We start from the raw sequence: 23885 nt of genomic DNA, 5'->3' as shown, positions 1-23885 counted from the left end.
CCTCCATCATGCCGCGCTCATCGCGCGCGGTGGTCCTCCATGTGCACGCGCGGGCCGCGTCGGGGCTCGGCGACGCCCGACGCCGCGAGGAGGCGGATGACGCGCTGGCGGTGACCGCGCCACGGCTCCAGCAGCGCGACCATCCCGTCGTCGTCGGTGCGCGCTCCCGTGAGCGCGTAGCCGACCTGGTGCGCGAGGTGGTAGTCGCCGACGCTCACGGCGTCGGGGTCGCCGAAGGCGCGGATGCGCGTCTCGGCGGACGTCCAGACGCCGATCCCGGGGAGTGACGTGAGCACGCGGTCCCGGTCATCGCCGTCGCGGGCGCCGTGAGCGGCGCGCACGAGGGAGTCGCCGCGGCGCGCGGCGCCCACGATCGTGCGCGACTGCGGCGGCTCGAGGCCGGAGCGGTGCCATCCCCACGACGGGATGCGGCGCCATCCGTCGACGGAGGGAGGCGCGAACATCGGACGCGGGGCGGGGCCGGGCGCACGGTCGCCGAACCAGGTGACGAGGCTGCGCCAGGCGAGGAAGGCCTGCTGCGCCGTGACCTTCTGCTCCATGATCGACTGCGCGAGTGCGTCGAAGACGAGGTCCGTGCGGCCGAGGCGGAGGGCCGGATGGCGGCGGTGCGCCTCCACGACGAGCGGATGGCCGCGAGGATCGAAGCCCGCGGGGTCGTCCTCGGCGCCGCACAGGGCCGGTGCCTGCTCGATCGCCCACGCGCGGCCAGGCCCCCACGCCGCGATGCGGATGGTGCCGTTGCCCGCCTGCCGCAGGGCCGTCGTCGCGACGCCCTCCGGCGTGCGCGTCGCGCGCCAGATGACGGCGCCGTCGTGCACCTGCGTGGGATCGCCGTGTCCGCGTCGGAACCCTCCGACGGTGCGGAGGAGGTCGACGTCGTGCCGCGGGGTGTAGACGGCCTCGAGCCGCGGCGCGCGTGCCGAGCGGGTCGCGAGTGGCACGCGGTCGGGTCGCGGCTCGCGCACGCCCATCCGCGGGGGAGGTGCCGTGCGCTGCATCATGCCGTCACGCTACGCCCCTCGTCCGACAAAGCCGTGAGCCTGAGGGGTGCGAGCCGCCGACTTGTCCAACGGATATCCGTTTGACCAGAGCCCATCCGATAACGCGGATTCCGATGTGCTTTCGGCGAGCGGATGTCCGTTGGGCGAGGGAGGGGCAGAAGGGAAGGGGCAGAAGGGAAGGGGCAGACGCGGGATCAGAAGCGGTCGGGGGAGGGGGCCCCGGCGCCGTACCGGATCGTGACGTCGGCGTGGCGGTCGAAGCGGTAGCCGGCTCCGCGGACCGTGCGGACGATGTCCTCGTAGCGACCGAGCTTGGCGCGCAGGCGCCGCACGTGCACGTCGATGGTGCGCTCCCCGGGCGTCTCGTCCTCGGTCTGCGCCTGCCACAGGGAGTCGACGAGCTCGGTGCGCTCGATCGTCCGCCCCTCGCGCAGGACGAGGTACTGCAGCAGCTCGAACTCCTTGAAGGTGAGAGCGGCCGACTCGCCGTCGAGCAGCACGCGCTTGCGCGAGATGTCGACGACGACGCCCTCGGCGTGCTCCGTCTCGCCGGCGTCGGGGAGCGTGCGGGCGACGGCGCCGGGCTCCTTGAGTGCGAGGCGGACGACGTCGACGTCACGTCCCCCCGCGCTCTGCGGCGCCAGGGCCACGGCGGCGTAGGTCTCGGCGCTCGGCGACAGCTCGGCGATCGTGCGGCGCAGGGCCTCGACGATGGTGGAGAGCGAGACGCCGTCGGCAGCGGCCTTCGCCTCGTCGAGTCCGACGTAGAGGGCGAACCCGCGCGGTGCGGTGGTCGTCGCGGCGGCAGCCGGCGCCGGCTGCTGGACGGGGCGGGCGGCAGCCGGCTGCGCGGTGCGGACGCGGGGCGTGCCGGGGAGGGGGGTCGCGGAGGCGGGGCGGATGGCGGTGGGGCGCTCGAGCAGGGACGCGGACATGATGATGGGTTCCTTCGAAGGAGGAGCGTGCGTGGGGGCGGCCGGACCGGCGTGCGCCTGGTCGGAGTGACGGCCTGTGTCGGAGCGGACGGGACGACCGTCGCTCGTGGGCGTGGCGACCATGGATGGTCTCGCTATGCCCTGGCGTGCATGAGGATCGGCGGAAGCGCCTCAGCTGCACATTCGACAGCACATGACAACACGGCCGGCCATCATCATGCCGTCCGTTCCCCTCGCCTCCCGGGCGGACAGGGGGTGCGTGTTGTCAGTCATACGGGCGATTATGGCCGGGCGTGTCTCCGCGTGTCAAACGGCGACCGGTTATGACGGCCGCCGTGACGAAATGTGACGGATGTGCCCGGGCTCGTCGTGTTCGCGGAGGCGATCTGCCGGGCGGCGCCGGCCATCCGCCGCGGGCGTAGCCTGTCGGGGTGAGCGATCTGTCCTTCACCCATGCGCCCGAGTCGTCGCGCTACGAGCTGCGCCGGGGCGACGACCTCGTGAGCGTGCTGGACTACCGCGACAACGGCGGCACGGTCGCGCTCACACGGGCGTTCACGGTGCCGACCTTCCGCGGCCACGGGTATGCCGCGATCGTGACGGAGCGCGCTGTCGCCGAGATCGAGGCGCGCGGAGACCGCAGGGTGCTGCCCGTGTGCTGGTACGTGGCCGACTGGTTCGCCGCTCATCCCGAACGCGCCGGCGTGCTCACGTCGCGCTGAGCCGCCCTCCGGAGGGGAGACGGGCGGTAGCGTGGCGCGCATGCGCATCCTCCTCATCGGCGGCACCGGCAACATCAGCTCCTTCGTGACCGACCTCGCCGCGAGCCGCGGCGACGAGGTGACGGTGCTCAACCGCGGGCGCTCGCCGCTGCCCGAGGGCGTGCGGGGGATCGTCGGAGACGCGGGCGACGCCGGCTCGATCGAGGCCGCCATCCGCGACGAGACGTTCGACGTCGTGGCGAACTTCCGCAGCTTCTCTCCGCAGCAGGCGGCCGATGACATCCGCATCTTCGCGGGGCGTACGCGGCAGTACCTCTACATCTCGAGCGCATCGGCGTATCAGAAGCCGATCGCGCAGCTGCCGATCACCGAGGCGACGCCGCTGCGGAACCCGTTCTGGGAGTACTCGCGCAACAAGATCGCGAGCGAGGACCTCCTCGTCGCGGCGTATCGGGAGAGCGGGTTCCCCGCCACGATCGTGCGCCCGAGCCACACCTACGGCCCGTCGCTCATCCCGCTCGAGGGCGGATGGACGGCGCTGCAGCGGATCAGGGACGGCCGTCCGATCGTCGTGCACGGGGATGGCACGAGCTGGTGGACGCTCACGCACTCGCGCGACTTCGCGACCGCGTTCGTCGGGTTGTTCGGCAACCCGCATGCGATCGGGCAGGCCGTGCACATCACGAGCGACGAGAGCCTCACGTGGGACGAGATCGCGCGGCAGCTCGGCGCGGCGCTCGGCCGCGAGCCCGAGATCGTGCACGTCGCGTCCTCCGCGATCGCCCGGGAGATCCCGTCGCTCGGCCCGGGCCTCGTGGGCGACAAGGCGCACTCGGTCGTCTTCGACAACTCGCTCATCAAGCGGCTCGTGCCGGGATGGGCCGCCACGACGCCGTTCTCGCGCGGTGCGCGGGAGATCGTCGACTGGTACCTCGCCGACGAGGCGCGGCAGGTGGTCGACGGCGACCTGGATGGTGCATTCGACCGCGTGATCGGGAAGTACGGGGCGTAGAGGCGCTCCGCGCCGCCCGACGCAGGCGCGGAGGTCGTAGAGGAGTCGGCATCCATCCATCCCGCCGCGTCTCCCCTCCAATGTCCGACCCCGTCCTTACCGTGGAGGCATGCGGATCCTCCACACCTCCGACTGGCACATCGGGCGCACCTTCCACGGGTATGCGACGCTCGACGCGCTGCGCGACGTCTTCGCCGCGCTCGTCGCGGAGGTGCGCGATCGCGAGGTCGACGTCGTCGTCGTCGCGGGCGACGTGTTCGACTCCGCGACGCCCTCCGCCGCGGCGTTCGACCTGCTCACCGAGACGCTGAACGCGCTGCGCGCCACGGGTGCGAAGCTCGTCGTCACGAGCGGCAACCACGACTCGGCGGCGCGTCTCGGCTTCCTCTCCCCGCTGCTCGCATCGACGGGCGTGCACATCCTCACGGACCCGCGCGCCGTCGGCACGCCCATCACGATCGACGACGCACACGGCCCCGTCCACTTCTACGGCCTGCCCTACCTCGAACCCGCCATCGTGAGAAGCATCTGGCCGGGAATCGATCTGCGCACGCAGGAGCAGACCATCCGACACGCCATGACCCTGGTCAACGCCGACCGGGCAGAGCGCGGCGGGCGCTCGGTCGTCGTCTCGCACTGCTTCGCGGGCGACGTGCAGCCGACGGATGGCGTCGAGCGCGAGATCCGCCAGGGCTCGCTCGACGTCGTGCCCGTCGTCGACTTCGACGGCCCCGACTACGTCGCGCTCGGCCACATCCACGGCCGCTCGCGCCTCGCCGAGAACGTCCGCTACAGCGGCGCGCCGCTGCACTACAGCTTCGGGGAGGGCAGCAAGCCCCGCGGCGCGTGGATGATCGATCTCGGCCCCGACGGCGTCGAGGGCATCGAGTGGCTCGACCTCCCCATCCCGCGCCGTCTCGTGACCCTCCGCGGGACGCTCGACGAGCTCCTCACCGACGCCGCCTACGCGCCGCACGCCGACGACTGGGTGTGCGCCATCCTGACGGACGTCAACCCGCCGCTCGAGCCGATGCGCCGCCTGCGCGAGCGCTTCGCTCACTGCGCGACCATCCAGCTCGCCCCTGCCGGCGGCATCCGCTCGGATCAGCGCACGTTCCGCGAGCGCGTGCAGGGCGCCAGGTCGGATGGCGACCTCGTCCACGACTTCCTCGCCCACGTGCGCAACGGCGAAGCCGCCACCGATGCCGAGCGGGAGATCATCGGAGACGTCGTCTCGGTGCACGCCGCCGCCGAGGCGCGGGCATGAGGATCCACCGCGTCGAGATCGAGGGATTCGGACCGTTCCGCGACCGTCAGATCGTCGATCTCGATGCCTACGCCGCCGACGGGCTGTTCCTCATCGGCGGGCGCACGGGCGCCGGCAAGTCGAGCATCCTCGACGCCGTCGCCTTCGCGATCTTCGGCGCCGTGCCCCGCTACGAGGGCGGCGAGAAGCGCCTGCGCAGCGACCATTGCGCGACCGACGATCCGACGCTCGTGAGCGTCGAGTTCACCTCGGGCGACACCCGATGGCGCATCGAGCGATCGCCCGAGTACGAGCGCCCCAAGAAGCGCGGAGAGGGCATGACGACCTCCCCCGCGACGGCGCGGATGGGGGAGGTCGTCGGCGGCGACGTCGTCTGGCGCGCGGCGAAGGATCGCGACGTCGCGACCCTCGTCGCCGAGGAGATCGGCCTCACGAAGGACCAGTTCCTCCAGGTCATCCTGCTCGCGCAGGGGCGCTTCGCCGAGTTCCTGCTCGCCGGAAACAACGACCGGCAGAAGCTCCTGCGCACCCTGTTCGGCTCCCGCCGTTTCGAAGACTACGAGAAGGAGCTCGAGCGCCGACGCGTCGACGCGGACGCCGCGGTCGCCGACGGGCGCCGTGCGCTCGACGCCGTGCTCGTGCACGCGGAGGCGCTCGCCGCCCAGCTGCCCGCCCGCGGCGGGGCGGATGGCCGGGGCCCGGGAGAAGGAGCGGACGACCCCGGGGCGGACGAGGTGCTCATCGCCCAAGACGATGACGGCGCCGGCCCGGCTGGTGACCGACCGACGCCCGGCACGACCAGCGCCCCCGCAGAAGACCAGCGCCTCGCCGGTCTCGCGCACGCCGAGAGCCGTGCCCGGCACGAGATCGAGACGGCCGAAGCCTCCGACGCGGAGGCACGTCGACGCCGCGATGCCGCCTCGACGGCGTACGACCGCCTGCGCGCCGATCGCGAGAAGCAGAGGCAGCGTGACGAGCTCCGCTCGACGCTCGACGCTCTCGAGGCGAGGGCGGACGAGATCGACGTCGCGCGGGATCGGCTCGGCGCCGCTCGTCGTGCCGAGAGCGTGCGCGGCGCGATCGACGCCGCGACCCGGGCGCTCGCGGCCGCGGCCTCCGCGGCCGACGCCGTCGACGCGGTACGGCGGGAGTGGTCGGCCGTCAGCGACGACCGCGACCACGATCCCGCCGCTCTCGACGCCATCGCCGCCGAGGCGCAGCAGCACGTCGGCGAGTGGCAGCCCGCGCGCGACGTCGAGCGCGGCATGGCGGCCAAGGAGCGCGCACTTGCCGACCTCCGCGCCGAGGAGCAGGCGCACGCGAAGGCGATCGCCGAGCTCGCCACCGCGCTGACGGCCATCCCCGCAGAACGAGCACGGCTCGACGAGGCCGCCACGGTGGCGGCGACCGCCGCGGCCGGTGCTGTGCACGCGGCCGACCGCGTCGCATCGCTCAGCGCGCAGCTCGATGCCGCGCGCGAGGGCGTCCGGCTCGCCGAGGCATACGCGCAGGCGTCGCAGGACGCCGACGCGGCGCTTCGCGCGCGCGAAGCGGCCGACGCGCACCTGGCCGACCTCCACCGGCGGCGCCTCGGCGGCATCGCCGGAGAGCTCGCCGAGAAGCTCGTCGACGACCAGGCGTGCGTCGTGTGCGGATCGACGGCCCATCCCTCGCCGGCACCGCGTGCCGACGACCACGTCACGGCCGACGAGATCGACGCGGCCGAGGAGAGCAAGTCGGCGGCATCCCGTGCCGAGCTCGCCGCATCCGATGCACGCCGCGACGCGCAGCGCGCCCTTGCGGACGCCGAGGCGCGCGCCGGCGGTCGAGCCGTCGGACCGGTGGAGGAGGAGCTCATGCAGGCGCGCGCCGAGCGCGACGCGGCCGACGCCGCATCCGCCGAGCTCAGCCGCCTCGAGGCCGCGAAGCACGAGCTCGTCGTCCGCGAGCAGCGACTCGACCGGGAACGGGAGGAGGCCGACACCGCGCGTGCCGAACGCGCCGCGGCCATCCGCTCGCTCGACGACGAGCTCGCCCGCGACCGAGCGGCGGTCGAAGCCGCGCGCGGCGACGCCCCGTCGATCGCCGCACGGATCGACGCGGCGCGCGACCGCGCGGCCGCCGCGACAAGTCTGGCGCAGGCCCTGCGCGCTGCCGCGCGCGCCGAGGAGGCCGCGACCGACGCCGCAGACGCGCTCGCCGAAGCCGCCACGGCGGCGGGATTCCTCGACGTCGAGAGCGCGCGCGCCGCCATCCTCGACGCCGAACGGCAGCAGGCGCTCGACGCGCAGATCGCCGCGCATGACGCCGAACTGCGCAACACCAAGGCCACGCTCGTCGACCTCGAGCTGCTCGTGCTGCCCGAGGAGCCGGTGGACGTCGACGCCGCCGCGCGCGCTCTCGCCGACGCGGCCGCCGACCTCGACGACGCCGTCGCGCGCCTTGCGGCGATGCGTCAGCTCGCGACCGGCCTGGCCGACGCCCTCGCGCATGCCGAGGACGCGTACGCGGCGATCGCCGACGCCGCGCGCGAGGCCTCCGTCGTCCGTGCCCTGGCCGACGCGGTCGCCGGGCGCAACACGAAGAAGATGGACCTCGAGACGTTCGTGCTCGCGGCCGAGCTGGAGGGGATCGTCGAGGCGGCGAACCGGCGGCTCGCCGACATGTCCGCGGGCCGCTATGCCCTCCAGCACACCGATGCGCTGGCGTATCGCAATGCCGCGAGCGGTCTCGGCCTCGAGGTCATGGATCGCTACACCGGACAGGCCCGCCCGCCGCGGTCGTTGTCGGGCGGCGAGACGTTCCTCGCCTCGCTCGCGCTCGCGCTCGGCCTCGCGGAGGTCGTCACCAACCGGGCCGGCGGCATCACCCTCGACACGCTCTTCATCGACGAGGGCTTCGGATCGCTCGACGCCGAGACGCTCGAGGTCGCCATGCGCACCCTCGACGGGCTGCGCGAGGGCGGGCGCACCGTCGGCATCATCAGCCACGTCGAGGCGATCAAGGAGCAGATCCCCGCCCAGCTGCGGGTCGAGCGCTCGCCGCAGGGCTGGAGCACCGTCACGCAGTGAGCGCTCAGCCGGCTCGGACGATGACGCGATCCCCGTCGAGCTCGAACTGCAGCGCGGTTCCGGCAGGGAACTGGTCTTGCAGCTCGTCGGGCATGTTCTCATCGACCGTGAGGGTCGCGACGGCGGGGAAGGGACCAGCGGTGCACCCCCCGAAACCGTAGGAGCCCTGGTCGTCGCCGGGGTCGCGTTCGAATCCTGATACGCAGCGCTCGTCCTCCCCGCCGGGCGCCCAGATGCCTCCGGGAATCGAGATCACGGCGAACCCGGCGAAATCGTCGAAGACGACGACGCCGTCATCCGGGACACCGATCTCCCTCGGAATCTCGCCGTCCGGATCGATCCGCAGCTCGGCGACCCGCCAGGGATCGATCTGCGATGTGGCGGCGGCGAGGCCCGCCGTGATGAGCGCCGTCACGACGAGCGATCCCGCCCACAGGAGGATGGCGCGACCTCGCGGAAGAGACTCCACGAACGTCCCGAATCGGCGCAGAGCGTGCTCCACGCCGCCGCGCGAGGGCTCGCCCTGAGCGACGCCCGCGCCGGACGTTTCGTGCGGGACATCCTCTGGAGAGGGAAGGGGGTCGAGCTCGCTGCGCTCCACCGCGGCGGACGTGGCAGCGGGTACGTCGTCGCGCGCCGCCGCCGCCGGCTCGGCCATCCGCTGCCCGCGCTCCGCATCGATGTCGGCGAGGCGGGCCATCGCGGCGTCTCGCGTGGCGCCATCCGCCCGTCGCCCGAACGCCTGCTCGTGGAGCAGGCGCAGCTCGTCGTCCATCGCCTCATCCTGTCATCGCCGGTCGCGGCGGGCACCCCGCCGCGGCGTCGTCGTCCCGCTCTCGTCCGGGTGGCAGTTTGCGGCCGTCCGGGGGCGATTGGGGACGGGAAGTGCGACCTGGGCGGGGTGGTGTCTGGTTGGGGTGGCAGTTCGCGGCCATCCGGGGGCTTCTGGGGGCGGGAAGTGCGACCTGGGCGGGGTGGTGCCTGGTTGGGGTGGCAGTTTGCGGCCATCCGGGGGCCGTTGGGGGCGGGAACTGCGACCTGGGCTACCCCAGCCCCGCCACCGTGGCCCCGGTGCCCGGGGGCGACCGGGGCCACAGTCCCGGCCGCGACTCAGGCCGAGAGCGCGTCGAGCTCGGCGATCTCCTCCGGCGCCAGCTCGAGGCGGCCGGCCGCGAGCAGGTCGGCGACCTGGTCGACGCGCGAGGCCGACGCGATGGGGGCGACCACGGCCGGGCGCGAGCGCAGCCAGGCGAGCGACGTCGTCGCGATCGACGCACCGTGCGCGCGCCCGATCCGCTCGAGGGCGTCGATGACGGCGAGGTTCTTGTCGTTCACGTACTCCGTCGCCGCGCCGGCGCGCGGCGAGCCGCCGTCATCCGCCGACCGGTACTTGCCCGCGAGGAAGCCCTTGGCGAGCGAGAAGTACGGGAAGACGCCGAGGCCGAACTCCTCGGCGACCGGGATGATCGTCTGCTCGATGCCGCGCTCGACGAGGTTGTAGTGCGGCTGGACGGCCACCGGCTCCGGCACGCCGAGCTCCCGTGCGATGCGGATCCACTCCCGGATGCGCTCGGCGCTGTAGTTCGACACCGCCGTGTAGCGCACGAGACCGTCGGAGACGAGAGCGCCGAAGGCCTCGACCGTCTCCTCGAGCGGGGTCGCCTCGTCGTCGAAGTGCGCGTAGTAGAGGTCGATCGACTCCACGCCGAGTCGCTCCAGCGACGCCTCCGCCGCCGCGCGGACGTTCGACGCGGACAGACCGCGGAAGTCGGGGTGCTGGCTCACCTTCGTCGCGACGGTGATGCCCGACGGCTTGCGGTCGGCGAGCCATGCGCCGATGAGGCGCTCGCTGTCGCCGCCCGTGTTCCCCGGCACCCACGCGCTGTACGAGTCTGCCGTGTCGATGAAGTCGCCGCCGCCCTCGACGAACGCGTCGAGGATGCGGAACGACTCGTCGCGGTCGGCGGTCCATCCGAAGACGTTGCCGCCGAGGTTGAGGGGGAAGACGTCGAGGTCGCTGGAGCCGATGCGTGCCATGCGGATGTCCTTTCGAAGATGAACCGTCCTCCCAGGCTAGGAGTCCCGGGATGGCCGGGGCCCGTCCCGGGGAAACACATCGAAACCGCCTACGCTGGGGCCATGACGAAGAACAGCGTGTGGACCATCATCGGAGTGATCGCCGCCGTCGTCATCGCCTGGTGGATCGTGAACGTCATCTTCTCGGTGCTGTGGTTCATCGCGAAGCTCGGCGTCGTCGCCGTCGTGGCGGTCATCGTGTTCTTCGTGCTGCGATCGCTGTTCCGCGGCGACCGCGGCTGAGACGCGACACATTCCCGACACATCCATGGCGCAAGCTGGCTCCATGGAATTCCCGCCCCTCGCCACGTCCTACACGATCGCGCTCCCCGAGTGGGTCGCCGACGAGCTCGCCGACGTGCCAGACGTCCTCCCGACCCTCGACGAGCGGATGGCCCTCGTCAACCGGCTCGCGGACCGCAACTGGCGAGAGGGCAACGGAGGACCGTTCGCCGCTCTCGTCGCGGAGGCCGACACGGGGCGGATCGTGTCGGTCGGCGTCAATGTCGTGCTGTCGACGGGCATCACCTCCGGCCACGCCGAGGTCACCGCGCTCGGCCTGGCGCAGGCCCGCGTGGGCGCATGGGATCTCGGCGGCGAGGGCCAGCCGCGCCATGAGCTCGTCGTCAACTGGCGCCCCTGCGTGCAGTGCTACGGTGCCGCGATGTGGTCGGGCATCACCACGCTCGCCATCGCGGGATCGGGCCCCGAGGTCGAGGAGATCACGACGTTCGACGAGGGGCCGATGATCGACGACTGGGCTGCGGCCTTCGAGGCGCGCGGCATCACCGTGATCGACCCCGTCGCGAAGGACGAGGCGATCGCCGTGTTCCGCGCCTACCGCACGGCCGTCGACGACGGCTCGATCACGGTCTACAACGCGCGCGGCTGACGCGGGCGAGCGGGCGCCCGCGTCGCGACGAGCGCGCAGACGGCCGCGGCGAGCGAGAGCGCGCACAGCACGCCGGCGACGGCGAGCCATCCCGCCCCGCTCCAGGCCAACGTGCACAGCCATCCGAACAGGCTCGACCCGCCGTAGTAGAACACGTTGTACATCGAGCCGGCGCTCGCGCGGTCGGCGCCGGCGAACCCCGCGACGGCCGAGCTCGCCACGGAGTGGGCGAGGAACATCCCCGTCGTGAGGAGCACGACACCGGCGATCACTGTCGGCAGCGGCGACGCCGCCGTGAGCGCCGCCCCGGCGAGCATGAGGAGGCAACCGACGAGCAGGGGCGTGCGCAGGCCGAAGCGCTGCGACAGGCGCCCCGAGACCTGCGCCGCCGCCGTCCCGCCGAGGTACGCGAGGAAGACGAGCGACACCACGGCGGCCGGCAGTGCGTACGGCGGCGCCTCGAGGCGGAACGCGATCGCGTTGTACATGCCGATCATCGCGCCCAGCAGCATCCCGGCCATGACGAACAGGGCGAGCAGCCGCCGGTCGCGGAGCTGCCGGACGAACACGCGCAGCGTTCGCCCCGCCGGGGCGCGGGATGGCGCCGTGCGCGGGAGCAGGAGCGCCATCGTGAGCGTGACGAGTGCTCCCACGACGTCGAGCAGCAGCAGTCCCGCGCGCCATCCCGCGACCTCGGCGAGCACGGGTGCCACCACGCGCCCCGAGAGGCCGCCGACCGAGGCGGCGGCGATGTAGCCGCCGGCGACCACGGCGGCCGTGCGCCCCGCAACCGCCTCGTGCACGAGCGCGACGGCGAGGGCGGGGATGCCGCCGATCGCCGCGCCCTGCAGGAAGCGCCCCGCGACGAGCACCTCGAGCGTGGGCGAGAGCGGCAGCAGGAGGGCGATGAGCGCCGAGGTCGTCGCCGAGACGCGCATCGCCCGTGCGACCCCGAGGCGCGCGGCGAGCACGGCCCACAGCGGCAGCGACAGGGCGAGGCCGAGCGTCGCGCCCGAGATGACCCACGCGACGTCGGATGCGCCCCGGCCGGTATCGGCGGCGATGAACGTGAGCAGCCCCTGCGGCGCGTGCAGCAGGGCGAACGAGGCGATCCCCGCGCACCACATCGCGAGGGAGAGCCGGCCCGGAGCCCGTGTCGGCGCGCCGTGCGCCTCGACGAGGGGGAGGGGAGCCGTCTGGGTCACGTCTCGACGCTAGCCTCGAGAAGGCATGCATCTCCAATACCGGAAGGCCGCAACGCATACCATCCTGATATGGATCTCCGCGCCATCCTGCCCCTCGTCCCCGTGCTCGTGGCGCTCGGCGAGACCGAGCACGTCACGGCCGCCGCCGAGATGCTGGGGATGCCGCAGCCGAACGCGAGCCGCGCCATCCGCACGCTCGAGCGGCGTCTCGGGGTCGCGCTCGTGGTGCGCGAGGGGCGCGGCGTGCGGCTCACCGACGAGGCGAGGGCGCTTCTCCCCGCCTTCCGCCGTGCGCTGCAGACGCTGGAGGAGGGCATCGACGCGGTCGTCGGCTCGTCTGCCGCCACCGTCTCGCTCGCCTTCCAGACGTCGCTGGGCGAGCGGTTCATCCCCGAGGTCGTCAGCGCCGTGCGCCGTGAGCGCCCCGACATCCGCTTCGAGCTGCACCAGGGCGCGCGGTCGGTGCTCATCGACCAGCTGCGCACGGGGCGGGTGGCGATGGCGCTCGTCGTCGACACACCGGCCATCGGGGGAGACGTCGACGTCGTGCCGCTCTTCGAGCAGCCCCTCGTCGCGCTCGTGCCGGACGGCCATCCGCTCGCGAGCCGCGCATCGGTCTCGGTGCCCGAGATCGCGGACTGGCCCGTCGTGACGCTCGCCCCGGGGTTCGGGCTGCGCGACTCGCTCGACGCCCTCTTCGCGCGCAGCGAGCGGACGCCGCGCATCGCGTTCGAGGGGGAGGACCTCATCACGGTGCGCGGCCTCGTCACGGCCGGGCTCGGCCTCGCAGTCATGCCTGAGCAGCCGGTCGTGCCCGCAGGCTGTGTGCAGGTGCCCATCCGCAGCCGGCTCGCGTCGCGGCGGATGTGCGCCGTCACCGCCGGGGGAGAGGCGCGCGCGGCCGTGCTGCTCGTCCGCGACGCCGTCGTCCGGGTCGCGCGCGAGCGGCGGATCTGGGCCGAGGGGTAGGCGGCGCGCGGTCCTTCACGACGGGCGGCGCCTGTGCCATCCTGAGGCATGGACGCACCCACTGGAACCATCGTCGCCGTCGTCGGCCCCGGTGCCGACGACGTACTCGCCTCCGTCGACGCGCTCGGCGGCGTGTCGGCGCTCGCGCTGCGCGGGTCGGAGCCCGCCATCGCCTCCCACCGGATCGCGGCGGCCGGAACGCCCTGGGTCGTGCACGACGCCGACCCGCTCGAGCACGTCGCCGCGGCGTGGATCGAGCTGTTCGAGGAGCGTTCGACGCTCGGCGCGCTCGAGGCCGAGATCGGAGACGCCCTCGCGCGGTTCGCGCGCGGCGACGCGCTCATGCCCGACTACTACCTCGTGCTGGAGCCCGACGACGCCCCCGAGATCTGGCGCCACTGGTGGTGCGGTGCGCTCGGGCACCGCGCCCCGCGACGGGTCGTGCCGGTGAAGGGCGAGGGGACGGCCGGGCGCATGCTGCGCGCGCTGCCGTCGTCGCGCCCGTGGCCGGATCCGGCCAGCTGGCTGCCGGGGCTGTCGATGCAGATCCCGGACCGGGTGGGCCTGCGCGACCGGGCACCGCTCCCTGGTCGAGACTAGCCCTGGTCGTCGAAGCCCATGCCTGGAACACCAGCTTCGACGACGAGAGCTAGTTTCGCGGGAAGAGGTGCGGCAGGGCGGCCTCCAGCTCGGCGATCCAGGCGCGGGCGTTGCCGTCGGAGGGCGCGCGCCAGTCGCCGCGCGGCGAGAGCGATCCCGCGGGCGATACCTTCGGCCCGTTCGGGATGGCCGACCGCTTGAACTGCGCGAAGCCGAAGAAGCGCCGCAGGAACACCTGCTCCCACTTCGCGATCGTCGCGAGGTCGTAGGCGTACCGGTCTTCGGCGGGGAACCCCGGGGGCCACGCGCCGGCATCTGCGTCGGCCCACGCCCTCTCCGCGAGGAACGCGATCTTCGACGGCCGCATCCCGTAGCGCAGCACGTGGAAGAGCGTGAAGTCGTGCAGGGCGTACGGGCCGATCGTGCTCTCCGTCGACTGCACCTTTCCGTCCTGCCCGGCCGGCACGAGCTCGGGGCTGATCTCGGTGTCGAGCACCGACTGCAGCACGCGGGCCTCCTCGGCGGAGACGCCTTCGCCCTCCGCGATCACCCACCGGATGAGGTGCTGGATGAGCGTCTTCGGCACGCCCGTGTTCACCGAGTAGTGGCTCATGTGGTCGCCGACGCCGTAGGTCGCCCATCCGAGGGCGATCTCCGAGAGGTCGCCCGTGCCGACGACGATGCCGCCGTGGTGGTTGGCGAGCCGGAAGAGGTAGTCGGTGCGCAGGCCCGCCTGCACGTTCTCGAACGTCACGTCGTAGACCGGCTCGCCGCTGCCCGCCGGGTGGCCCATCTTCTGCAGCAGCTCGGTCGCGGCCGGGCGGATGTCGATGGTCTCGATCGTCGCGCCGATCGACTCCGCGAGCGCGATGGCGTTGGACTTCGTGTGGTCGCTCGTCGCGAATCCCGGCATCGTGTAGGCGAGGATGTCGCTGCGGGGGCGCCCCATCCGGTCCATCGCCCGCGCGATGACGAGGAGGGCGTGCGTCGAGTCGAGCCCGCCGCTCACGCCGATGACCGGCTTCGGGCCGCCGATCGCCGAGAGCCGCTGCACGAGACCCGAGACCTGGATGTGGAAGGCCTCGTAGCAGTCCTGCGCGAGGCGCGCGGGGTCATCCGGAACGAAGGGGAATCGGTCGAGCGCCCGCCGCAGACCCACGTCGCCACGGGGAGGGTCGAGCTCGAAGGCGACGGTGCGGAACTCCGTGCGGTCGGCGAGGGTGCGCCGGTTGTCGTCGAACGTGCCCTGGCGCAGTCGGTCCTGGCGCAGCCGGTCGAGGTCGACGTCGGCGACCGAGACTCGCGGGCCGTCGGGGAACCGCTCCGTCTCGGCGAGGAGCGCACCCGACTCGTAGACCATGGTCTGGCCGTCCCAGGAGACGTCGTTCGTCGACTCGCCGAGCCCCGCGGCGGCGTACGCGTAGACGGCCGAGCAGCGCGCAGAGGCCGACTTGCACAGCAGGTGCCGGTCGTCCGCCCTGGCGATCGTGATCGGGCTCCCCGACAGGTTGAGGAGCACGGTCGCGCCGGCGAGCGCGGCGAGCGACGAGGGAGGGACGGGCACCCACATGTCCTCGCAGACCTCGACGTGCACGACGAGGCCGGCGACGTCCTGCGCCTCGAAGAGCAGGTCGGGGCCGAACGGCGCGAGGTGCGCGCCGATGCGGATGTCGCCGCGCTGGTCGTCGCCGGGCGCGTACCAGCGGCGCTCGTAGAACTCGCGGTACGTCGGCAGGTACGACTTGGGCGCGACTCCGAGGATGCGCCCCCTGTGGATGACGACGGCGGCGTTGTAGACGCGGCTGCGGTGCGCGAGCGGCGCGCCGACGACGAGCACGGGCAGCAGGTCGGCCGAGGCCGCGACGATGGTCTCGATCGCCTCGACGACCGCGTCGAGGAGCGGATCCTGCAGCACGAGGTCGTCGATCGCGTACCCCGAGAGGCACAGCTCGGGGAAGACGGCGACCGCGACGGCGTCGTCGTGCAGGCCGCGCGCCGTCTCGAGGACGGTCTCGGCGTTGGCCGCCGGGTCGGCGATGGCGAGGGGGATGGTCGCTGCCGCCACGCGCGCGAACCCGTGCCCGTACGCGCTGCCGAAGTCGAAGTCGCTCACGCGTCCAGTCTGGCATCCGCGCGGGCGGTGGGTCCGTCGGGCGGTGGGGCGGTCGGTCCCGTGGGCGGTGGGGCCGTCGGTCCCGCGGGCGGTGGGGGCGTCGGTCCGCGGGCGGTGGGGCCGGCAGTCCGCGTCGCCGCGTTTCGGGGCGAAACCCGCGTCGGTCGCCGCGAATCGCGGCGAACCTCAGGGCGGATGCCGCTTCGGTCGCCGCGTTTCGGGGCGAAACCCGCGTCGGTCGCCGCGAATCGGGGCGAACCTCAGGGCGGACCCCGCTTCAGTCGCCGCGAATCGGGGCGAAACCCGCGTCAGTCGCCGCGAATCGCGGCGAAACCCCGGCTACAGCAGCCGGCGCGCCGACGCCCACGCCGTCAGCTCGTGCCGCGACGACAGCTGGAGCTTGCGGAGCACGGCGGACACGTGCGTCTCCACGGTCTTCACCGAGATGAAGAGCTCCGTCGCGACCTCCTTGTACGCGTAGCCGCGCGCGATGAGGCGCATGACCTCCTGCTCCCGCGCCGAGAGCCGGTCGAGCTCGTCGTCGGCGACGGCCGTCTCCCCCGACGCCGCGCCGAACGCGTCGATGACGAAGCCGGCCAGCCGCGGTGAGAACACGGCGTCTCCCGACGCGACGACCCGCACGGCACGCGACACCTCGGCGCCCGAGGCGCCCTTCGTGATGTAGCCGCGGGCGCCGGCGCGGATGACCCGCACGACGTCCTCCGCGGCATCCGAGACGCTGAGCGCGAGGAAGCGCGTGCCGGGGGAGAGGGGTGCCGCGCGGCGCAGCACGTCCTCGCCGCCGGCGCTCCCCGCCTCGCCGCCCGGCAGATGCACGTCGAGCAGCACGACGTCGGGCCGCGTCTCGGCGATGACGGCGACGGCGCCCGGCACGTCGGCGGCCTCGCCCACGACGCGCAGCGCGCCGTCGAGGTCGGCGCGCAGCCCCGACCGGAAGATGGAGTGGTCGTCCACGATCACGACGGCGAGCTCAGGCACGGGCACCCGCCGAAGGGTACCGGATGTGCACCTGGGTGCCGAGTCCGCCCGCGCCGCGCGACACGGCGGCCATCCCGCCGACGCGCCGCATGCGGCCGATGATCGACTCGCGCACGCCGAACCGGTCGTCCGGCACGTCGGCGGGGTCGAATCCGGCCCCGCGATCGCGGACGAAGACGTCGACGGCGCCGGGCGCGCCCTCGATGTACACCGACACCTCGCCGCCCGCATGGCGCGCCGCGTTGAGCATGGCCTCCCGCGCGGCCGCCGCGACCTCGCCGCTCGCGCGCTCGGCCGACGACCCCGCCGACACCACGGTCACGGCGACCTCGTAGTCGAGCTCGAGGGCCGTGGCGTAGTCGCGCAGGTCGGTGGCGAGGTCGCTGTCGGCCGGCTCGTCGTCGTCGTAGAGCCACGCGCGCAGCTCGCGCTCCTGTGCGCGGGCGATGCGGCCGACCTCGCTGGAGGCGCCGGCCCGGTTCTGGATGAGCGCGAGCGTCTGCAGCACGGAGTCGTGCAGGTGAGCGGCCATCTCCGCCCGCTGCTCGTCGCGGATGCCCTGGATGCGCGCCGACTGCAGCTCCCGGAACCGCGCGATCCACGTCGACGACCACACGACGGCGATCCCGAGCGCGGCAGCGAGCGCGATGAGCAGCATGACGGGCGCCAGCTGCCATCCGACGGCGGGGGAGCGCACGAAGATGAGGATGGCCACGGCCGCGAGGAGCGCGGAGGCGCACGCCCGCACGAGGACGTCCTGGCGGGGACCGCGGGCGGGATCGGTGCGGTCGAGGAGCGCGGACCACACGCCGCCGCCGACGGCGAGCGCGATCGCGAGCACGGCGGGAAGCAGGCTCGCGGGCGGCAGCACCCCCTGCGAGAGCGACCAGTAGTTCATCTGCAGGGCCACGAGGAGGAAGACGCTCGACCCGGCGAGCACGGCCCACGCGACGGGGGCTCGCCGCGTCACCCGCTGCGCTCCGTCGCGCAGCGGGGTGAACGCCCACAGCCAGAGGTAGAGCAGCAGGCCGACGCCCCAGATCGCGCTCGTCGCGACGAACAGCAGGCGCGTGATGGGCGCCCGCCATCCGAGGTGCTCCGCGACGCCCGCGGCGACGCCCGCGACGACGGCGCTGCGGGGGCGCGTCAGCGGGCGAGGGGCGGGAAGGGCCATGAGGCCATGCAACCACGCGGAGCGCGCAGGCGCGGGGGAACTCAGGGTCGGATCGGGGGCATCCCTCATGGCGGCGGCGCCGGCGGCGGGCGAGGATCGAGACATGACCGAGAGTGAACCGACGACCGCCCCGCCGTCCGCGGCCCCGGGGGACGGCGCCGCGCCGAGGGGCGACGCGCCACGCGTCGGGCGCGGCTTCTTCGACTGGGTCCGATCCCTCGGACTCGTCAGGGCCGACGGCTGGATCGGCGGCGTGTGCGCGGCGGTCGCCCGGCGTACGGGAGCGGACCCCGTCATCGTGCGGGGGATCTTCGTCGTCGCCGCGGTGCTCGGGTTCCCCGCCCTGTGGCTGTACGCCCTGGGATGGGCGCTCCTCCCCGACGAACGGGGCGAGATCGCCATCCGCCTGCGCACCGGGTCGGGGCCCGCGCTCGTGGGCGTCGCGATCATGGTCGCCTTCGGCGCCGTCGCGAGCTGGGCGAGCGCGACCCTCATGGAGGACCTGCTCCAGCTCGCCTACCCCGGACGCATCGTGTGGACCGCGATCGAGGCATCGCTGTGGATCGCCGTGCTCGGCGCCGTCGTCGCCTTCGCGCTGTGGCTCGTCCGCCGGGAGCCCGCCGCAGGGCCGCGCCCGCCGGCACCGGGTCGCGTGGTGCTCGTCGTCGTCCTCTGCGTCGCCGTGGCGATCCCCGTGCTGGGGCTCGGCTTCGGCGTCGTCGCCCCCTTCGTCTTCGGGTACGGCTCCCCCGTCGGGGCGCTCGCCGCCGCGGCGTTCTGCGTCGCCGCCGTGGCGTTCGCCGTGTGGGCGGGGCGTCGCATCCTCGGCGGCGCGGCGCCCGTGCCGCCTGCCGCGCCATCCGCGCCGGTGCTCCCGTCCCCGCCGCCGGCGGCTCCTCCCGTGCAGCCGCCGCTCGACGGCGACTTCGACGGATGGCGTCGCCAGCACGACGAGTGGCGGGCGCAGCACGACGCGTGGCGCGCGCAGCAGGCCGACGCGGAGCGCATCGCCCGCGACGTCGACCGCGCGCAGCGCCAGGCGACCGCTCACGCGTTCGCCCAGGAGGCGGCACGCATCCGTGCGGCGCGTCGGGCCGCGCGCCCCCGCATCCCGCTCGCATACGGTGCGTCGGTCGTGGGCCTCGCACTCGTCGTCGGCGCGGCCACGGCGCTCGTCGTCATGAAGAACGAGGCGTGGCCGGGCGACGAGGCGCGCATCCTCGGAGCGGTCTCGGGGGCGCTCTTCGCCGGCGCGCTCGTCGCGGCGCTCGGGATGGTCGTGGCGGGCATCCTGCGGCGCCGCAGCGGGGTGCTCGCGTTCGCCGCGGTCGTGGCGCTGGTGGCGGGGGCGTCGACCGCGCTCGGCGCGAACAGCGTCTTCGGCATGAACAGCTGGCAGAGCGTGGCGATCGGCGACGGCGACCACGAGATCGCCCAGGCGTTCGGCACCGTCGACCTCGGGCTGACCTCCGAGGGAGGCGGCGAGGGCACCGCGGTCGTCGAGAGGCGGGGCGGCTTCACCCAGGTGACGGTCCCCGCCGACGTCGATGCGGACATCCGGATCGACGCCGATCCGTCGACGTACATCAGCGTGCTGCATCAGGACGAGACCACGGGGCAGATCGTGGACGAGGAGATGCTGTCGGCCGACGACGGCGTCTCCGCCTGGCACCAGGACGGCGTCGACGGCACGACGGCGCGGCGCACGGTCGACATCACGCAGACCGAGGGCGGCCAGATCACGATCTGGGTGATCGAACCCGCCGAGCAGGAGAGCGAGCCGGAGCCGACCGCGACGCCGGAGCCGACCGCAACGCCGGAGACGACAGAGCCGACTGCAACGACAGAGCCGACTGCAACGACAGAGGAGACGCAGTGATGAGCAGCACGCCGCACCCGGCAGCGGGTGACGAGACCGCGGTCGCCGCCGCGCCAGAGCCGGGGTCGGCGCCGGCCGTCGCCGCGGGAGCCGAGCAGCCGCGCACGCGGTGGGCGGCGATCGTGTGGGGCGTCGCGCTCGCGATCGCTGCCGCGTTGGGCCTGGGGCAGACGGTCGATCCGTCGCGCTTCACGACGCTGCAGGACGGCGTCGTCGAGTGGACGCTCACCGCGGATCCGCTGTCGGTGTCGCTCGCGGTGGTGCTCGCGCTGGGAGCCGCCGTGCTCGTCGCCGGGCTCGCCGGCATCGCCCGCGGCGTGCAGAGGAGGATGGCGGCCCGGCGGTGACGGGGCCGGCCCGCGATGTCCGCCGTCCGGGATAGCGTCGGAGGGTGAGATACATCCCGGCGGAGCAGCGGCTCGTGTGGAGCGCGAGCGACCTCAAGGCGGCCGCCGAGTGCGAGTTCGCGTGGCTGCGCGCCATCGACGCGAAGGCCGGACGCACGGCCGCCGTCGACGAGCCGGAGGACGCCATGCTCGAGCGCGCCGCCCGCCTCGGCGACCGGCACGAGGAGCGCGTGCTGCAGCGGTACCGGCACGAGCACGGAGACCGCGTCGTCGAGATCGAGCGCGCCTCCTCCGCCGATGCCGAGGCGCTCGCCGCGGCGGTCGCGCGCACCGGCGCCGCGCTCGCCGACCCCCGGGTCGACGTCCTCTTCCAGGCCGCGTTCGCGACCGACGAGTTCGTCGGGTTCGCCGACTTCCTCATGCGCGAGCCGGATGGCCGCTGGCGCGTGCAGGACAGCAAGCTCGCCCGCACGGCGCGTGTCACGGCGCTCATGCAGCTCGCGGCCTACGTCGATCAGCTGCAGCGGCTCGGCGTTCCCGTCTCCGACGAGGTCGACCTCCTGCTCGGCGACGGCACCACCTCCACGCACGCCGTCTCCGACGTCCTGCCCCTCTTCCACGTCCGACGGGCCCGCCTGCGCGCTCTCATCGCCGATCGGGCGCTCGAGCTCGGTGCCGCGGCCGAGGCGATCGCGTGGGGAGACGAACGGGGCGAGCTGCAGGTCGTCGCGTGCGGCCGCTGCGCCACGTGCGACCTCGAGGTCGTGGCGCATCGCGATCTCCTCCTCGTCGCCGGCATGCGGCCGTCCCAGCGCTCGCGGCTGCGCGATGCGGGCATCCGCACGATCGACGAGCTCGCGGACGCCGCGACCGGCCCGGCGCGGATGGCCGCGGAGGTCTTCGACTCCCTCCGCACGCAGGCCCGCCTGCAGCTCGCGAGCCCCGCCGGCGTGCCGGGCGATGCCCAGGACGACGCGCACCCCGTCCCCGCCTACGAGGTCGTGCAGCCCCACGCCCTCGGCGCCATGCCGCGGCCGAGCCGGGGCGACGTGTTCTTCGACTTCGAGGGCGACCCGCTCCACGCCGAGCAGACCGCGACGGCGACGTCATGGGGCATCGACTACCTGTTCGGCTGGGTCGACCAGCAGGAGCAGTACTCCGCGCTGTGGGCGCACACGCTCGCCGAGGAGAAGGCGGCCCTCGAGCGCTTCTGCGATTTCGTCGCGGCACGGCGCGCGGCGCACCCCGACATGCACATCTACCACTACGCGCCCTACGAGCCGACCCACCTGTCGGCCATGGCGGCGCGCCACGGCGTGCGCGAGGCCGACGTCGACCGCATGCTGCGCGACGAGCTCTTCGTCGACCTCTACCCCATCGTGCGCCGGGCGCTGCGCGTGGGGTCGCGGTCCTACTCGATCAAGAAGCTCGAGCCCCTCTACATGGGCGACGAGGTGCGCACGCAGGACGTGCAGAAGGGCGACGACTCCATCGTCCGCTACGTCGAGGCGCGAACGCTGAAGGACGCGGGGGACGACTCTGCCGCGCAGGCGATCCTCGACGACCTCGCGGACTACAACCGGTACGACTGCGTGTCGACGCGGCGCCTGCGCGACTGGCTCGTCGAGAGGGCGCGGGAGAACGGCGCCCTGCCCGCCCCTCCCGACGTGCCCGACGAGCTCTCCTACGCGCCGTCGCCCCTCGCGCTCGCGCTCGACCATCGCGCCGCGGCCCTGCGCGACGCGCGTGTCGCGGCGGATCCGGCGTCGACGCCGTCGGCCGACGAGGACGCCGTGCGCCTCGCGGCCGCCGCGATCGACTACTACCCGCGCGAGGCGAAGAGCTTCTGGCACGGCCACTTCCAGCGGCTGCGCGAGCCCCTCGGGCTGTGGCTCGACACCCGCGACGTGCTCGCGGTCGACGCCTCGCGGTGCGAGATCGTGGAGGACTGGGCCAGACCGGAGGGAGCGCGCTCGGTGCGCCGGATCGTGGCGCTCCGCGGCGATCTCGCCCCCGGCTCCCGTGTCGGAGAAGGCGCGGAGCCGTACCTGCTCTACCCGCGCCCCGCGCCGTTCCCGAACCAGGCGTCCCCTCGCTGGGTGCACGTCCCGCGCCAGGCGCGCGTCGTCGAGGTCCTGGGCGACGGCGTCGTCGTGGAGGAGCGCGCCGCCGACGGCGAGACCTGGCAGGAGCTGCCCGTCGCGCTCGCCCCTGCGCCCCCTCCCCGGGCCGGCAACCAGCAGACCGCCATCGACGCCTGGGCGGAGACCCTGGTCCGCGCGGGCGACGGCTTCCCTGACGACGCGGCCACCGACATCCTGCGGCGCCGCCCGCCGCGCGGTGCCGGGATCGCCGCATCGGAGGGCGACGACGTCGACGCGATCGTGCGGACCGTGCTCGGTCTCGACCGCTCGTTCCTCGCCGTGCAGGGACCTCCCGGCACGGGCAAGACATACGTCGGATCGCACGTCATCGCGCGGCTCGTCGCCGAGCACGGATACCGCGTCGGCGTCGTCGCGCAGTCGCACGCCGTCGTCGAGCACATGCTCGACCGCGTCGTCGCGGCGGGCGTCCCGGGGGCGCTCGTCGCGAAGGCGCCGAAGACGGGCGCCGAGCCGGTCGACCCCGCCTTCACGCTGATCCCCAAGAACGGCGTCGCACGGTTCGCGTCCGAGCGTGCGGCCGGCTACGTCGTCGGCGGCACCGCATGGGACTTCACCCACACCGGGCGCATCCCGCGCGGCTCGCTCGATCTCCTCGTCGTCGACGAGGCCGGCCAGTTCTCGCTCGCGTCGACGATCGCCGTGTCGACGGCGGCGCGCAACCTCCTGCTCCTCGGGGATCCGCAGCAGCTCCCGCAGGTGAGCCAGGGGGTGCACCCGGCGCCCGTCGACACGTCGGCGCTCGGATGGGTCATGGACGGGGCGCAGGTCATCCCCGCGTCGCACGGGTTCTTCCTCGGGCGCACGTGGCGGATGCACCCCGCCGTCGCCGGCGCCGTCTCGCGGCTGTCGTACGCCGGCCGGCTCGCGTCGCGCCGGGGGGCCGAGCTGCGCGCGGTCGAGGGCGTCGAGCCCGGGCTCCATCCGGTGCCCGTCCGTCATCGCGGCGACGCGACGGACTCGCAGGACGAGGCGGACGCGGTCCTCCGCATCGTGCAGGACGTCCTCGGGCGCTCGTTCACCGACATCCGGATCGACGACGCGCAGACCGCGCACCCGTGCCCGGCGCGCCCGCTCGGCGAGGACGACGTCATCGTCGTCGCCCCCTACAACGCCCAGCAGCGGCTCGTCGAGCACACCCTGAGGACGGCGGGCCTCGCGCGGGTGCGTGTCGGCACAGTCGACCGGTTCCAGGGCCAGGAGGCCGCCGTGTCGATCACGACCCTCGCGGCGTCCTCCGGGAAGGACGCCCCGCGCGGCACCGAGTTCCTGCTCCTGCAGAACCGCCTCAACGTCGCGATCTCGCGCGCCATGGTGGCGGCGTACCTCGTCCACTCGCCCGCGCTGCTCGACGACCTGCCCTACACGGCGGAGGGCGTCGCGCGCCTGAGCGCGTTCATCCGACTGGTCGAGACGGACGACGAGGTCGGGTGAGAAGCA

At 73.7% G+C, this 23885-nt stretch carries 19 protein-coding genes; 11 read left to right on the top strand and 8 right to left on the bottom strand.

Going from position 1 to position 23885, the window contains the following annotated elements:
• Positions 1-17: 17 nt before the first annotated feature.
• Positions 18-1022, bottom strand: a complete 1005-nt coding sequence (locus ACWGPF_RS11410; RefSeq protein ID WP_452332939.1) for a DNA-3-methyladenine glycosylase family protein — start codon at positions 1020-1022, stop codon at positions 18-20.
• Positions 1023-1216: 194 nt separating this feature from the next.
• Positions 1217-1957 carry a winged helix-turn-helix domain-containing protein gene (locus ACWGPF_RS11405; protein ID WP_452332938.1) on the bottom strand — a complete coding sequence of 247 codons (741 nt, stop codon included), beginning with the start codon at positions 1955-1957 and terminating at the stop codon, positions 1217-1219.
• Between the two features lie 431 nt (positions 1958-2388).
• On the opposite strand from ACWGPF_RS11405, the gene ACWGPF_RS11400 reads away from it, so the two are divergent.
• From ACWGPF_RS11400 to ACWGPF_RS11385, 4 genes are all read left to right on the top strand, one after another.
• The gene (locus tag ACWGPF_RS11400) at positions 2389-2679 is read left to right on the top strand and encodes a GNAT family N-acetyltransferase (RefSeq protein WP_452332937.1); all 291 of its coding nucleotides are present in this window, start codon (positions 2389-2391) and stop codon (positions 2677-2679) included.
• Between the two features lie 40 nt (positions 2680-2719).
• A complete protein-coding gene (locus ACWGPF_RS11395) occupies positions 2720-3691 on the top strand; it encodes an SDR family oxidoreductase (RefSeq protein WP_452332936.1) in 972 nt (323 codons plus the stop codon).
• 109 nt (positions 3692-3800) lie between these two features.
• Positions 3801-4958 (top strand): exonuclease SbcCD subunit D, encoded by a 1158-nt coding sequence (locus ACWGPF_RS11390; protein WP_452332935.1) that lies wholly within the window; start codon positions 3801-3803, stop codon positions 4956-4958.
• The gene (locus ACWGPF_RS11385) at positions 4955-8029 is read left to right on the top strand and encodes an AAA family ATPase (protein ID WP_452332934.1); all 3075 of its coding nucleotides are present in this window, start codon (positions 4955-4957) and stop codon (positions 8027-8029) included. Before ACWGPF_RS11390 ends, ACWGPF_RS11385 begins: the two co-directional genes overlap by 4 nt.
• Before the next feature lie 4 nt (positions 8030-8033).
• Here the strand turns inward: ACWGPF_RS11385 and ACWGPF_RS11380 are convergent, their stop codons facing one another.
• Complete coding sequence (locus ACWGPF_RS11380; protein WP_452332933.1) at positions 8034-8804, bottom strand: hypothetical protein; 771 nt, start codon at positions 8802-8804, stop codon at positions 8034-8036.
• A 335-nt stretch (positions 8805-9139) separates the two neighbouring features.
• Complete coding sequence (locus tag ACWGPF_RS11375) at positions 9140-10066, bottom strand: aldo/keto reductase (protein ID WP_345439941.1); 927 nt, start codon at positions 10064-10066, stop codon at positions 9140-9142.
• Between the two features lie 102 nt (positions 10067-10168).
• Between ACWGPF_RS11375 and ACWGPF_RS11370 the strand changes: the two genes are divergently transcribed.
• Together ACWGPF_RS11370 and ACWGPF_RS11365 are read left to right on the top strand one after the other, a co-directional pair.
• On the top strand, positions 10169-10348 hold the full coding sequence (locus tag ACWGPF_RS11370; protein ID WP_452332932.1) for a hypothetical protein: 180 nt from the start codon (positions 10169-10171) through the stop codon (positions 10346-10348).
• 43 nt (positions 10349-10391) lie between these two features.
• Positions 10392-10997: a nucleoside deaminase gene (locus ACWGPF_RS11365; protein WP_345439945.1), complete on the top strand. Its 606-nt coding sequence runs from the start codon at positions 10392-10394 to the stop codon at positions 10995-10997.
• On the opposite strand, the gene ACWGPF_RS11360 is transcribed toward ACWGPF_RS11365, so the two are convergent.
• Entirely contained in the window at positions 10979-12202 is a 1224-nt protein-coding gene (locus ACWGPF_RS11360) for an MFS transporter (protein ID WP_452332931.1), read from the bottom strand. The genes ACWGPF_RS11365 and ACWGPF_RS11360 overlap by 19 nt on opposite strands.
• Positions 12203-12271: 69 nt before the next feature.
• On the opposite strand from ACWGPF_RS11360, the gene ACWGPF_RS11355 reads away from it, so the two are divergent.
• Entirely contained in the window at positions 12272-13171 is a 900-nt protein-coding gene (locus ACWGPF_RS11355; protein ID WP_452332930.1) for a LysR family transcriptional regulator, read from the top strand.
• A 48-nt stretch (positions 13172-13219) separates the two neighbouring features.
• Positions 13220-13771 (top strand): hypothetical protein, encoded by a 552-nt coding sequence (locus ACWGPF_RS11350; RefSeq protein WP_452332929.1) that lies wholly within the window; start codon positions 13220-13222, stop codon positions 13769-13771.
• Between the two features lie 49 nt (positions 13772-13820).
• On the opposite strand, the gene ACWGPF_RS11345 is transcribed toward ACWGPF_RS11350, so the two are convergent.
• From ACWGPF_RS11345 to ACWGPF_RS11335, 3 genes are all read right to left on the bottom strand, one after another.
• Positions 13821-15884, bottom strand: coding sequence for an NAD(+) synthase (locus ACWGPF_RS11345; protein WP_452332928.1), 2064 nt, complete (start codon positions 15882-15884; stop codon positions 13821-13823).
• Positions 15885-16223: 339 nt separating this feature from the next.
• On the bottom strand, positions 16224-16889 hold the full coding sequence (locus tag ACWGPF_RS11340) for a response regulator transcription factor (RefSeq protein WP_345439955.1): 666 nt from the start codon (positions 16887-16889) through the stop codon (positions 16224-16226).
• Positions 16876-18057, bottom strand: a complete 1182-nt coding sequence (locus ACWGPF_RS11335; RefSeq protein ID WP_452332927.1) for an ATP-binding protein — start codon at positions 18055-18057, stop codon at positions 16876-16878. The genes ACWGPF_RS11340 and ACWGPF_RS11335 overlap by 14 nt, the downstream gene beginning before the upstream one ends.
• A 103-nt stretch (positions 18058-18160) precedes the next feature.
• Here ACWGPF_RS11335 and ACWGPF_RS11330 point away from each other — a divergent pair, with 103 nt between their 5' ends.
• The 3 genes from ACWGPF_RS11330 to ACWGPF_RS11320 are packed head-to-tail and all read left to right on the top strand — an operon-like array spanning position 18161 to position 23879.
• Positions 18161-19936: a PspC domain-containing protein gene (locus ACWGPF_RS11330; RefSeq protein WP_452332926.1), complete on the top strand. Its 1776-nt coding sequence runs from the start codon at positions 18161-18163 to the stop codon at positions 19934-19936.
• Positions 19936-20283 carry a hypothetical protein gene (locus ACWGPF_RS11325; RefSeq protein WP_452332925.1) on the top strand — a complete coding sequence of 116 codons (348 nt, stop codon included), beginning with the start codon at positions 19936-19938 and terminating at the stop codon, positions 20281-20283. The genes ACWGPF_RS11330 and ACWGPF_RS11325 overlap by 1 nt, the downstream gene beginning before the upstream one ends.
• Positions 20284-20327: 44 nt before the next feature.
• The gene (locus ACWGPF_RS11320) at positions 20328-23879 is read left to right on the top strand and encodes a TM0106 family RecB-like putative nuclease (RefSeq protein ID WP_452332924.1); all 3552 of its coding nucleotides are present in this window, start codon (positions 20328-20330) and stop codon (positions 23877-23879) included.
• Positions 23880-23885: the final 6 nt, after the last annotated feature.

The sequence above is a fragment of the Microbacterium sp. NPDC055683 genome, assembly GCF_053617895.1.
The sequence above is the reverse complement of the archived record's forward strand: the minus strand, read 5'-3'. Positions and strand labels throughout refer to the sequence as shown.